Here is a 13,360-nt window from a genome sequence, read left to right as displayed (position 1 = left end):
GCGGCGCCTGCTCCTTCTACGATCCACGCCGAGCGAGTTCAGCACAATCACAGAATTCTCCACTACCGTTCACTTTTGCTAAACTCGGATCATGGCCGACCTCGATCTGCACCGCCTTCACCTGCTCCGTGAGGTGAGCCGCTCCGGCTCCCTGACGTCCGCCGCGACGGCCTTGTCCTTCACGACGTCGGCCGTCTCCCAGCAGATCGCGAAGCTTGAACACGAAGTGGGCGTCGCGCTGATCGACCGCCATCCACGGGGCGTCGTGCTCACCGATGCCGGCCAGGCGCTGCTGCGATATGCGGACGACATCGACCGGACCATCGAGGCCGCCCGGGCCGAGATGGGCGAGTTCGCCGGGCTGAGACGAGGTCAACTGCGCATGGGAACGTTCCCCACCGTCGGGGCTTCCCTCATGCCCGACGTCGTGCTCGCCTTCCGCGCGCGCCATCCGGAGGTCGCCGTTACCGTGGTCAGCGCACGTCGCGACGGCCTCCTCGAAAGGCTGCGGCGCAGGGACATCGAGCTCACTCTGCTGTGGGACTACCCGTGGGAGCGCATCGAGGACGAGGACCTGGCCCTCATCCAGCTCATGAATGACCCCACCATGCTGCTCGTCCCAAGGGACCACCCTGTCGCCGCGCGTCGCTCGGTGCGGATCGACGCGCTAAGCGACCAGGAGTGGATCGTCCGGGACGAACACCCCGTGGCCGACGTCCTCCGGCGGGTCTGCCGCGATGCCGGCTTCGAACCGCGCATTGCCTTCGCCGCCAACGATTACCAGGAAACCCAAGGCATGGTCGCCGCGGGCATCGGCATCGCCCTCGCCCCGCAGCTCGCCCTGAGTGCCCTCCGCCCCGACATCATCGCCGTTCCGCTCACCGGCTCCCCGCCACGCAGGATCCTCCTGGCCCACCTCGCAAACCGAAGGCTCAGCCCCGCCGGGAAGCAGGCAGCGTCCGTGTTCCGGTCAACGGCGAAACGTATGCAAACCCACGCACTCGCAGCAAACAACCCCGGCTCGTGAGTCCTGTGCCGCCACAACGCGCAAAGTCCTTCCATGCAGTCGACTTCTGAAACTGGCACTCGCTATCGGGTGATGTTTCCAGGGCGGCCGTTGCGGTCGGCGGTGTGGGTCTTCTTTCCAGGGCGGATGCCAGCGTTGCGGTTGAGGGGGCCAGCGTTCCCCAGGCGCATCGCAGTGCCCGCCCGGACACCCGGGAAAGCTGCGTCGTCCGGCCCACCGGGAGATCGTGGTTGTCTTCTCCAGCCGCTCTGGCGAGGCGGTCATTCTGTTCGGACGGCCTCCTGAGAGTCATTCCTAAAGATCCGAACTCATACGGATGGTTCTACGCTTACCTGCGCGGAGAGACATTCCGGTGAGTATGAATCCTTGGTTCATCCTTCACGTAGACCCATCGGCCGTTCCAGCCACGGCACTGTCACGGCTGAGACCATCTTCGGAACTCGTTGCCGGCTTGACGCCGAACAGTTTCGTTCGGACTATCGGCAAATCGTTCAGGTACATTCAGATCGGCGACTGACGTGGGCTTTAGCAACATTCCTGCATTCTGGGCAGAGGCTTCGTCGTCGCGAACGGACATACCGGTGTTGGCCGCGCCTTCGCCAGACGACGAAGTCATGTCGGACTCCGGCAAAGTTGGGCTAGGCGGTCTTCATCGCTTTATGAAGTTTCTGACTGCTTTATTTGCCTGGTACTTTTCCCATTTGGGAGAGCTGAGAGGAACCCCGCATTGGCGTAGATTGCCAGTGTCATCACCGCCGGGGGTCGTCCTTGGACCGCCCGGCCTGCTTTAGCTCAGCGATCCGCAGCCGGAGGAACACGATGACGAGGACCAGGGCGTATACCGCCAGTCCGGCCAGCACGATCGTAAAGATCGCGTACAGCACACCAATAACACCGAAGGCTGAACTTACATTCACTGGCTGCCCCCAAAAAAGTCATTAGCCCTAGGATAGGCGAACCAGCCCTCTTTTTGTTGGACTGGCGTAGTGCCCTGGAAGGGCCGGGAATTGGCAGGAATCACCGCATGCTCAAAGCGATACGCTTCTACCTGATCACATGCGGTCCGTGTGGACACGTATCAGCGTGCCACCGGATGGAAGGCAAGTATTCCGGGGCAGGTCAAGGGTGCCGCAGTTCTGACTATCGAATAACTGAGAGAGTTCTTTGAGTACCCAGAGGATCGGTCCCCGATAAACGCCTAAGGGTGCCAGCGGGGACGCGATTTCACGCGACGGCGGGAGGCAAAACATCGCGCATTGCGGTTCGTCGTAGCGGCGTGCTTGGTGTGAGGGCGAAATTTCCAGTTTGTACAACCTTTAACGGTTGTTTAGATCGCCCTTCTGATTAAACGGAAAGGCTAATGTTGTCGGCGCTAGAACGGTTCGTGCGGGATCGGGGCGAGTGTGGGCAGATCTCCCCATCGAGATTTGTGACAGACGCGATTAGATTGTTGCCTAGGCAATGCGTCTTAGAAAGAACCACATACTACGATGCAGCTACGTAATAGCGTTCGGCCACCGGCAAGATGGGGAAATTAGATGGGGCTTCGTTCGTGGGGGAAACGTAAACAACGTTTAATTGCTTCAACAACAACGTTTTCAGCAGTGTCCCTGGTCGTTGCCGTGGCCGTTATTTACCCAGGCTTCAAGGTTACGCAAGTCGATCTCAACGACGGCGGTGTTTGGGTTACTAACACCAGCAAAAACCTGGTGGCGCACCTGAATTATCAGTCCAAGGTCCTGGATGGCGGGCTCTTGGCCGGCAGCCCCGACTTTGACGTCCTCCAGAACGCGGCCACCGTATTGGTCTCAGACCGCAGCAAAGCTTCACTCGCCACGGTGAAGGTCTCCGACGTGACTTTGGGACAGCCCAAGCAACTGCCGCCCTCGGTCACCATCAACTTTGGTCAAAATTCTTTGGTCCTGGCAAATCCGGAGAAGGGCATGCTGTGGGTCTCGAACAGCAATGCCTTTGGATCGTTCGACGCTGACGCGACCAAGCCGGTGCTTGCCGATTCGAAGGGTGTCGTAGCCGCCGTCGGCGCAAACGATGTCGTCTATGCAGCCGACCCGTCGCACGGCGAGATCAGCTCCATTCATGTCGACTCCGCAGGCGGGGTCGCGTCCAAGGACACCGTTCCATATGACGGGATCCGGAATATCAAGGGTGCCCAAATAACCGCGGTGGGGGACCAGCCCGTGGTGCTGGATGGTTCTTCGGGCGAGCTGTTTCTGCCTGGCGGTAAGAAAGTCACGCTCCCTGACGGGGCCGGGGCGAAGCTCCAGCAGAGCGGACCCGGCACAGGATTCGTTGCTATCGCCACGCCGAAGTCGCTCACCAAACAGCCCCTGGATGGATCTGCGGCGACAGTAGTGGATCTGGGCTCGGTTGGGGCTCCTTTGGCGCCTGTGCAGAACAATTCCTGCGTGTACGCGGCGTGGTCGGGGGCAGGGAAATACGTCCGCGACTGCGAAAACCCCACTGACAACGTTCGCCGGGACATACCCTCGGTGAGCACCCAGGCGAACATGGTGTTTCGAGTCAACCGCAACGTCGTCGTGCTAAATGATGTCAGCTCCGGAAGCGTGTGGCTGGTGACCGACAATATGCGCCTGGTCTCCAATTGGGACGACATCGTTCCCCCGCCAGACAAGTCCGATGACCAAGATCAGCAGGCCGCGGACAAGAACCCGGTCAACAGTCTTCCCGACAGGAGCAAGGAAAACCGGCCTCCGATTGCGGTAGATGATCAGTTGGGCGTCCGGCCCGGTCGCACCACAATTCTGCCGGTCCTTGACAATGACTCAGATCCCGACGGCGACCTGCTCACGGCCCAGCTCCAGGGAGATCAGCCGAGCATCGGCAAAGTTCAGAGCATCTACAACGGGACCGCATTCCAGATAGCGGTCCCGGCGGACGCCAAGGGCACTGCAACTTTCCAGTACCAAGCCAACGACGGGCGCGGAGGAACCGCAACGGCCAAGGTCACGTTGACTGTCAAAGACAGCGGAACCAACGAGCCTCCCAAGCAAAAGCGCATTCCCACGATTTTGCTCGAACAGGGCAAGAGCGTGAGCCAGAACATTCTCACGGACTGGATGGACCCGGATGGTGACGACCTCCTTCTAATGTCCGCCACCACGGGTTCCGGCGACAAAGTGCGTGTCCGCCCTGATGGTCTTCTGACCTTCCAGGACGTCGGAGCGAGCCTTGGCAAGAAGGAGGTAACGGTAGTCGTTTCCGACGGACGGGACCAAACCTCGGGCAAGGTGATCGTGGATGTCCGGCCCAAGGGCAGTCTCCCGCCGCAGGCGAACGCAGACCATGCGGCCGGCATCGCTGGACAGGACCTCGTTATAGCGCCGCTTAAGAACGATATCGATCCTTCGGGCGGGACCATGCGGCTAACCCATGTAGACACTCCAGCTGGACTGTCGGTCACCCCCGACTACCAGATGGGTACCTTCACCTTCCGCGCGCCGAACCCCGGAACGTACTACCTGACCTATATGGTGACCAACGGCCCGGCCAGCTCGACGGGACTAATTCGCATCGACATAACCCCGGCTGCCAGCGGTCAGGGGGCGCCGGTCGCCGTCGCGGACTTGGCGCTTCTGCCTTCCGGTGGCGAGGTTCTGGTTGACGCTCTGGCCAATGATTCGGACCCCTCCGGGGGCGTTTTGGTCATTCAGTCCGTCAGCGCGCCGAAGAATTCCGCGGTAGGCGTCGCGGTCCTGGACCATCACATTCTCCGCGTCACGGATATCCGTGGCCTGCTGGCTCCGACGACGTTTACTTACACCGTGTCCAATGGCGTTGCGAGTGCCACCGGGGAAGTGACAGTCCTTCCCATTCCGGCGCCGAGTAAGTTGCTGCCTCCGGTTGCTGCCCCTGATGAGGTGACAGTCCGGGTCAACGACGTCGCGACCATCAACGTTTTGGCCAACGACAGCCACCCGAACGGTGCCAAACTCAAATTGAAACCCGAACTGGTACAAGGCGTGGACCCGTCACAGGGGCTGTTGGGGGTGTCCGGCGATGTGCTTCGCTTCAAAGCCGGCCCCACTGCCATGACGGTGCACGCTATCTACGCAGTCGTCGGGCCGGACGGCCAGGAAGACTCTGCCCAAGTCACGATCCATATTCTTGATGGTTCGAAGGCTCAAAATTCGCGTCCTCTGCCCCAAAACGTCACGGCTCGTGTAATAGCAGGGACGACGGAACGTATTGTTATTCCCCTTGAGGGCATCGATCCGGACGGGGACTCCGTTTCCTTGATAGGTCTCGAGAAGGCACCTGCCAAAGGCACCGCCATAGTTGGCGCCAACTACATTGATTACAGCGCATCGAAGAATGCGTCTGGCCAAGACAATTTCTCCTACGTTGTCGAAGATCGATTCGGCGCACGTTCGACGGCTTCCGTTCTAGTGGGCATTGCCCCCGCGTCCGGCACCAATCAGAGCCCTGTGACTGTTGATGAGACCGTTACCGTGCGTCCTGGGCGACATGTTGCGGCTAATGTGCTGGCAAACGACAGCGACCCCGACGGCGACACCATAACTCTGACCGAAAACTCTTTGGAAGCCGGGCCTGAACTCCACGCGGAGATAAAAGACGGACGCATCCAGTTGACGGCCCCCGCCGTGGCAGGAAGTTCGACCATCCACTACGGCATCAGCGATGGTCGCGGCGGCACCGCCGTCGGAACTCTCAAAATCGTCGCAAAAGACGACGCCCCGCTGCGTGCGCCGATCGCCCGTGATGATCGGGTGACGTTCGCTGAGACCCTCGGGAAAACAACAGTGGACATCCCGGTCCTGAAAAACGACGAGGACCCAGACGGTGTGGCAAGCGAACTGAAGATCAGCTTTCCGCAACCATCGCCCACCGCCAGCCTGTCCGGGGCCGGCACCGTGATAGTAAAGCTGACCGACGACGCACAAATCATCCCGTACACGGTCACCGACGTAGATAACCTCACGTCAACGGCGTTCATCCTGGTTCCCGGGCTAAAAGATCAGAGCCCCGCGCTGAAAAGCAGTACGCCCCTGGAGATAGTGAGCGGCCAGCAGCTGACAATGAACCTCAAAGATCTGGTGGTCGTCCGCCCGGGAAAGACACCCCGGATCACCCAGGACTCCAAAGTCCAGGCAATTGCCTCGAACGGTTCCCCCTTGGTCAAGGATGGAAGCACCCTCGTGTTCACATCCGCTGACGATTACTCCGGACCCGCGGCGGTGTCCTTCGAGGTAACCGACGGCACCAGCGTGGACGATCCGGATGGTCGGATGGCACTGCTGACGCTCAGCATCAACGTTCTGCCCGATCCGGCACGGAACCATCCGCCGATATTCCCCGGCAGCAGCGTAGACGCGGCACAGGGTGAGGAAACCACGCTGGACCTGCGCCAAGTCGCAAGCGATGTCGACCAGGCAGACAAAGACAAACTCGTCTTTGCCTTGTCGGGCACTGTTCCTCAAGGTGCCAAAATTTCACTGGATGGCAGTGTCTTCAAGGTGACCGCCGATGGCAGTGCGCCCAAAGGGTCCGTCCTCCCCGTTGCTGTCACGGTGACAGACGGGCGCAGCGCACCGGTTGCAAGTAGTGTCAACGTCCGCGTGGTCGCCTCCAAACGCCCCCTGGCTGCACTCAACGATGATGTTGTTTCCAACGCACGCGCCGGAGAAACGGCGAGGGTCAAGGTCCTTGAAAACGACAGCAATCCCTTCCCCGAGACTCCCCTGAAGATACTCAGCAGCACGGTGGAAACCGGGACAGGCACAGCAACAGTGGACGGCGACGTTGTGGCCGTCACGCCCGCGGCAAAGTTCGTCGGGACCATGGTGGTCCGCTACCGTGTCCAGGACAAAACCCAGGACATCGACCGGGAAGTAGACGGGCGCGTCCTTCTTACCGTCAAAGACAAACCCGATTCGCCAACTACTCCAACCGTCAGTGAGGTTAGGGACAGGACTGTTGTCCTGAACTGGGCGCCGCCAGCCAATAACGGTTCGGCGATCACCGGCTATAAAGTATCCGGGAGCGGCGGGTTTTCCCAGCAATGCCCGGCCACGACCTGCACCTTGGCCGGCCTGACAAACAACGTGGAATACACGTTCACGGTCGTCGCCTCCAACGAGGTGGGAGACTCGGCACCCTCGCCGGCCTCGGCCCCTGTCCGGCCGGACGCAAAACCGGACGCTCCGTCGGCTCCAACACTGGTTTTCGGTGACAAGTCCCTCACCGTAAATTGGGTTACGCCGCACAGCCCGGGCTCACCCGTGGAGAGCTACAATCTGGAGATTTCTCCTGCGCCTCCTGGAGGGTCCGTACAGGCGAGCAAGATCGCGGGTAACTCGTTCAAATGGGTGGGCCTCCAAAACGGTACGCCCTATCAGGTCAAGATCCAGGCACTGAACAAGGCCCCCGACCCTTCGGACTGGAGTGCCTACTCTGCCGGTGAGATACCGGCAGGCGTTCCCGGTGCGCCCGGGAAACCGACCGCCACACAATCGACGTCCGGCGGAACCCAATCGATCATGACGGTCAGCTGGGCGGCGGCGCCGGAAAACGGTGCAGCGATCGACACCTATACAGTCAACGCGCAGCAGGGCGGAGCGGTCGTCGCAACCAGTGCGGTCTCGGGCAGTCAGCTGAGCCTTCCCATGACCGTGGGCAACTCGTCCACGGACTACACCTTCACCGTCGTGGCCAAGAACAAAGCCGGTTCCTCGGTTGCGAGCGCGGGCTCGGATCCCAAGCGAGCGTTCGGTGCGCCCGGTGCGGTCCCGGCTGTACAAGCCGATCCCCTGGACAACGCGGTTCAACTGACTTTCGGTCAAGCCGCAGGAAACGGGGGGACCCCGAGCTACCAGTACCAGGTCAACGGCGGTGGCTTCCAACAACTGGCAACCGACAAGGTTATTCGGACCGGCGTTCCTAACAACGGCAACTACACCATCGGGGTGAGGGCAGTTAACAGCGTGGATGGAGTGACCTACGAGGGGTCAGTGACGAATTCCAATCCTGTCGCGCCTTATGGGAAGCCATATGCGGCGAGTATTGGCTCGACCCAAAACGGGCAGCAAGTTTCCTTCAACATCGGTGCCGTGGCCCCCAATGGCCGTCCGGTAACGGGGCTCCGTTACAACGCTTCGGACGGCAAGAGTGGAACGTTAGGCGCCGGGGGCGGCACAGTCAACGTGGGCACTGATTATGCCCAGAATGTTTGGCTTGACGTTACAACGGTGGACAGCCTTGACCAGACCACGGCGGCCACCCGCGCGAACGGGCGTACCGCGGATCCGCCGGGCCCGCCCAGCTACTCGATTTCCAATCCGAACGTGGGTGCAAAGACTGTCACGGTGACCGTTGCCAATTTCGGTTCCTGGGTGCCGACAACAATTCACTGTTGGGGTGCTACCAACGTGGGTGGATCGGATCCGCACAGAGGCGGATGGGCAGGCAATACATACGGAGAAAACCTCGGCGATGGCCAATTTGCTTGGCCGGCCGGCGGGACTGGGACCTTCACGGTTTATTGTCCGGGAGGCATCCAGAATCCCAATGGAGGGAGGAATTACTTCTCCATTGACTTGGTCTCCGGATTTTGGACCAACGAGCTAAGGGTGAAGTGACTGTCAAATGGACGCAAATAAGAAATGGAATGAGATGACATGACGGTAACAACAGAGCAGGCAGCGTGGTTCGCGGGGACCTTCGAGAAACTGGTTGAAAACGTTGGGCAGGCCATCCTGGGTAAGGCCCAGGTGGTGCGGTTGGTTTTGACGGCGATGCTCTCCGAGGGACACGTGCTCCTTGAAGACGCGCCGGGAACGGGCAAGACCATGCTGGCTCGTGCTTTGGCTGCCAGTGTCAAGGGAAGCCACTCACGCATCCAGTTCACCCCGGATCTCCTGCCTTCCGACGTCACCGGTGTCACCATCTATGATCAAAGGTCGCAGGCTTTCGAGTTTCACAAAGGGCCGATCTTCGCCAACATCGTCCTGGCGGATGAAATCAACCGCGCTTCTCCAAAAACCCAGTCTGCGCTACTTGAAGTCATGGAGGAGTCCCGGGTCACCGTGGACGGTACCACCCATGTGGCTGAGCGTCCGTTCATGGTTATCGCAACCCAAAACCCAATCGAGCAAGCCGGTACATACCGTTTGCCGGAAGCCCAATTGGACCGCTTCCTGATCAAGACCTCGATCGGATATCCGGATCACGCATCGACTGTCCTGTTGCTCGCCGGATCGGGCCAGCGCGACCGCTCGTCCGGGGTCACACCGATCATCACGCTCAGGGTACTCACGGACATGGCTGACCTGGCCGCAGAAATTCACGTCGATGCGGCCGTGCTCGAATACGTATCGCGCCTTGCCGAAGAAACCCGAAACATCCCTGAGTCCCGGCTAGGCGTGAGCGTACGCGGCTCGCTGGCGATCGTCCGGGCAGCCAAAGTCTGGGCCGCCAGCCAGGGACGGAACTATGTGCTCCCGGACGACATCAAGGAACTGGCCCCTTACGTCTGGACCCACCGCTTTGTACTGGATCCCGAAGCTGAATTCGCGGGGGCCACTCCCGAGGCGCTTCTGCGGCGCGTGCTTTCGGATGTTGCCGCGCCCCAGCAACGCGTCACCACCTAACCCGAACTTCGACGGCTTCCTGGAAGGACTCAGTACATGCCAAGAACACAACTGTTCCGCCGGGGGCGTTACAGGTTCGACCGAATGCAGCTGAAACGCAGAATCCCCACGCTCCACCCTGTGCTGGCGGTTTTCAGCGGGCTGGGTTGGGCTGTTTTGGGCACTAGTATCTGCCTTTGGATTGCGGGCGCCCTGTTGGGCTGGGATGAATTCATAGCAGCAGCGCTGGCTGGGCTCCTGCTTTTGATTATCGGAGCTGCTTTCATCATCGGCCGATCTTTGTACGGCGTCGATATGAATCTCGCCCATACAAGAGTCACAGTCGGAGACACAGCGTTCGGGAGCATCACGGTGACAAACTCTTCGACCCGGCCCCTGCTGCCAGCCAACCTGGAATTCCCTGTTGGGGGCGGAACCGCTGTTTTCAATCTGCCGCGAATGAAACCTCAGGACCAGCACGAGGATTTGTTCACCATACCCACTTCCGCCCGGGCCGTGATTGTGGTCGGACCTGTCCGATCCGTGCGGGCTGATCCGATGCGGCTCCTGAGCCGCGATGTGAAGTTGACCGATTCTGTAGACCTATATGTCCATCCACGCACGGTCGCGCTTCTGGGATCCGCAGCAGGGTTCATTCGTGACCTCGAGGGCTTGCCCACCACCAACCTGTCGAGCGCTGACATTTCGTTCCATGCCTTGCGGGAATACGTCCCGGGGGACGACCGTCGCCATATCCATTGGAAGACGACTGCACGGACCGGAACGCTGATGGTGCGCCAATTTGAGGAAACACGCCGGGCTCACCTCGCGATGGCGCTCTCCACGAATCTCGACGAGTATGAGTCCGAAGCCGACTTGGAACTGGCAATTTCCGCCGCGGCGTCCATCGGAAAGCAGGCTATTTCCGAGCAGCGCGAGCTCAGTATCCTGACCCAGGCCGGGCCACTTCGAACAGACACCGGGCGTATTCTGCTGGACGGAATGACGCGGTTGTCTGGGTCCCGGACCCGCAACTCCGCGATCGACGTCGTCAGGCTCACCAGTGACGCCGTCCCTAACGCCTCAGTGATTTTTTTCGTCGTCGGCTCGGCAGTGACGCCCTCCCAGCTACGGTCAGCCGCAGCGGCCGTTCCGCCTGGAGTGCGGTCGTTCGCGGTCCGATGCCAAACCGGGGCGGCTCTGGACCGCCGGTCAATCGGCGAGCTGACCGTGCTGACGCTTGGTGAACTATCGGAACTTCCTTTGCTCTTGAAGCGGGCTGCAGCATGACCGGCACGGGCAGAACCATAGTGAGCCGTCCGGGGATCGCGCTGGCTGATTCCGCAGCGCTTGGCATAGCTCTCGCGGTCGGGACGTTCGGATTCTACACAACCTTCGCGGGGGCGGGACGCTTTTTGGTCGCCGGCATCGGCGGGATCATCCTTGGTTTGGGGCTCGCTTTTTTCACTTCCCGACAGCGGATGGGTTTGGTGCTCACGCTGGGCTCTTCCGTGCTGGCGTACCTGCTCTTAGGGAGCGCACTGGCAGCCCCGGAGGAATCGGTCGCCGGTTTTGTCCCTACCCTTAGTTCCCTTCAGTTGATCGTCTCGGGAGTTGTCCTCAGTTGGAAACAGCTGCTGACCAGTGCCGCGCCGGTGGGTACCGAAAACGGCCTTCTGGTGGTTCCATTCCTCAGCGCATACGCGGCCGCACTGGTTACCGGGACGATGGCGTGGCGCTTGCGCAACCCGTTCTGGGCCGTTCTTCCAGTCTTGGCTCTGATGGTTTCCAGCACAGCACTGGGCGCTCACGACTCATTTCTGCCAGCAATTCGGGGCGTTTTGCTCATGGCCGTGGTGACTGCTTGGCTCGCTTACAGAAGAAGGCAGTCGCTGGCTCCGGTCGGGTCAGGGGTCAGGGCGAAATCATCACAGCCAACGCGGGCAGCAGGAGCCGTGCACCTTCGTCGAGCACTCAGCGGGGCGCTCGTCCTGACGATTGCGGGATCCATAGCGCTGGTTGTGGCCCCACTAGTCGACACCTCTACGCACCGCACGGTAGTGCGGGACTCAGTCGTTCCGCCCCTGGACCTTCACGAATATGCGAGCCCGTTGGAAAGCTTCCGGGACTATGAGAAGAACCAAAAGGACAACACGCTTTTCGCTGTGACCGGTCTGCAGTCCGGGGAACGCATCAGGCTGGCGACGTTGGACTCATATGACGGCGTCGTCTTCAGCGCCTCCGCTGATGGGTCCAGCGCCTTTGCGCCGGCCGGCAATTCGGCGACTTTGGCAGATGCAGGACCACAAAGTGCGAGAACGGCACTGCAGGTGAGGATCGGAAGTTACAGCGGTGTGTGGCTGCCGTCAGTCGGGTCGGCGAGCGGCTTCAGCTTCGGTGGGAGCCGGGCCGGAGAACTGGCTCATTCACTGTATTTCAACCGGGTAACTGACACGGCACTTGTACCGACCGGAGTTCAGGACGCGGACACCTACAAAGTAAGTGTCGTGTCCCAGCCCCAGCCCGCTGAAGCCGAACTACAAAAAGCAGTCTTCGCCACCGTTGCCTTGCCCCGGAGCGAAAATGTACCGCAAATCGTCACAACCAAAGCTAATGAATTCGTCGGCGACGCCGTGACGCCCTTGGACCGCGTCCGGAAACTCGAAACGGCACTATCCAAGCAAGGGGCTTTCAGCCACGGCCTCGATGGCGAGGCCAAGAGTCTTTCCGGTCATGGAGCCCAACGCATAGCCTCCTTGCTCAGCGCCAAACAGATGGTCGGAGATGATGAACAATACGCTGTGGCGATGACGCTCATGGCGCGTGAATTGGGTATCCCCGCTCGAGTCGTCATGGGTTTCTACCCGGACCCGCAAAAGCCGCTCGGCACCGGGACCATGGACATTAAGGGCGCAGATGTGCATGCCTGGGTTGAGGTGGCATTTGCGGGAGTCGGCTGGGTGGCGTTCAACCCGACTCCATCCAAGGACAACGTGCCGATTCCGCCGGCCCCGCAGCCAAAGTCCAAGCCGCAGCCCCAAGTCCTTCAGCCTCCGCCGCCACCACAAGCGCCCGCCGAATTTCCGCCTGACTCAGCTCCGAATGCCAAGGATACGGAGCCTTCGCAGCAAGGATTATGGGCGGTCATTGGGCCCATCCTGGCTGTTGTCGGCATCGGCTTGGTTCCAGTGTGCATTGTCCTCCTTCCGCTGTTGTTTATTGCAGGGTTGAAAAAGCGTCGGCGAACCCGCCGGTCGGTGGGCGGTTCGCCGTCTGAACGCATGAGCGGTGGCTGGAGTGAGGTGCTGAGCTTGGCCACGGACTTGGGCACCAACGTCGCGGGGAACGCAACCCGTAGAGAAACTGCTGCCCGGCTGGGCGAGTCCTTCCCCGCGACTGGTAACAGCGCCGTCCTTTTGGCTCAACGGGCCGATGAGGCGGTCTTCGCACAAGGCGATACGACTGATGATGAAATCCTGGATTATTGGCGGACCGTCGATGCCTCACTGGAACAAATGACTGGATCTGTGGGCTTTTGGCGTCGGCAGAAAGCTAAATTCTCTCCCCGGTCGTTGGCGGCCGAAGCGCGGTTGCGGGAAGTCATTCCAAAAGAAGCGGTTGATTGGATGTCACGAGTACGTTTCCCACGATCTTTGCGGCGCGTATTCCGCCGGGGTCCTACTAATACCGGCCGCGGTTGAACCAG

Annotated in this window: 6 protein-coding genes; 5 read left to right on the top strand and 1 reads right to left on the bottom strand. The window is 60.5% G+C overall.

Going from position 1 to position 13,360, the window contains the following annotated elements; genetic code table 11:
- Positions 1-91 precede the first annotated feature (91 nt).
- Positions 92-1,027, top strand: a complete 936-nt coding sequence (locus tag ABEA18_RS10575) for a LysR family transcriptional regulator (RefSeq protein ID WP_345449333.1) — start codon at positions 92-94, stop codon at positions 1,025-1,027.
- A gap of 749 nt (positions 1,028-1,776) precedes the next feature.
- Here ABEA18_RS10575 and ABEA18_RS10570 read toward each other — a convergent pair.
- Entirely contained in the window at positions 1,777-1,944 is a 168-nt protein-coding gene (locus ABEA18_RS10570) for a hypothetical protein (RefSeq protein WP_345449332.1), read from the bottom strand.
- A 687-nt stretch (positions 1,945-2,631) separates the two neighbouring features.
- On the opposite strand from ABEA18_RS10570, the gene ABEA18_RS10565 reads away from it, so the two are divergent.
- From ABEA18_RS10565 to ABEA18_RS10550, 4 genes are all read left to right on the top strand, one after another.
- A complete protein-coding gene (locus ABEA18_RS10565) occupies positions 2,632-8,664 on the top strand; it encodes an Ig-like domain-containing protein (protein WP_345449330.1) in 6,033 nt (2,010 codons plus the stop codon).
- A 39-nt stretch (positions 8,665-8,703) separates the two neighbouring features.
- Positions 8,704-9,675: an AAA family ATPase gene (locus ABEA18_RS10560; protein WP_345449329.1), complete on the top strand. Its 972-nt coding sequence runs from the start codon at positions 8,704-8,706 to the stop codon at positions 9,673-9,675.
- An 84-nt stretch (positions 9,676-9,759) separates the two neighbouring features.
- Positions 9,760-10,944: a DUF58 domain-containing protein gene (locus ABEA18_RS10555; RefSeq protein WP_345449328.1), complete on the top strand. Its 1,185-nt coding sequence runs from the start codon at positions 9,760-9,762 to the stop codon at positions 10,942-10,944.
- Positions 10,941-13,355, top strand: a complete 2,415-nt coding sequence (locus ABEA18_RS10550; RefSeq protein WP_345449327.1) for a transglutaminase TgpA family protein — start codon at positions 10,941-10,943, stop codon at positions 13,353-13,355. The genes ABEA18_RS10555 and ABEA18_RS10550 overlap by 4 nt, the downstream gene beginning before the upstream one ends.
- Positions 13,356-13,360 lie beyond the last annotated feature (5 nt).

The sequence above is a fragment of the Arthrobacter gyeryongensis genome, from assembly GCF_039543785.1.
Classification (GTDB): Bacteria; Actinomycetota; Actinomycetes; order Actinomycetales; family Micrococcaceae; genus Arthrobacter; species Arthrobacter gyeryongensis.
This window is presented reverse-complemented; position numbering and strand designations above follow the sequence as displayed.

Bases quoted from the DNA above. Each gene is read 5' to 3' on its own strand.
- ABEA18_RS10575 (WP_345449333.1), top strand. From the start codon at position 92: ATGGCCGACCTCGATCTGCACCGCCTTCACCTGCTCCGTGAGGTGAGC.
- ABEA18_RS10555 (WP_345449328.1), top strand. From the start codon at position 9,760: ATGCAGCTGAAACGCAGAATCCCCACGCTCCACCCTGTGCTGGCGGTT.
- ABEA18_RS10550 (WP_345449327.1), top strand. From the start codon at position 10,941: ATGACCGGCACGGGCAGAACCATAGTGAGCCGTCCGGGGATCGCGCTG.
- ABEA18_RS10560 (WP_345449329.1), top strand. From the start codon at position 8,704: ATGACGGTAACAACAGAGCAGGCAGCGTGGTTCGCGGGGACCTTCGAG.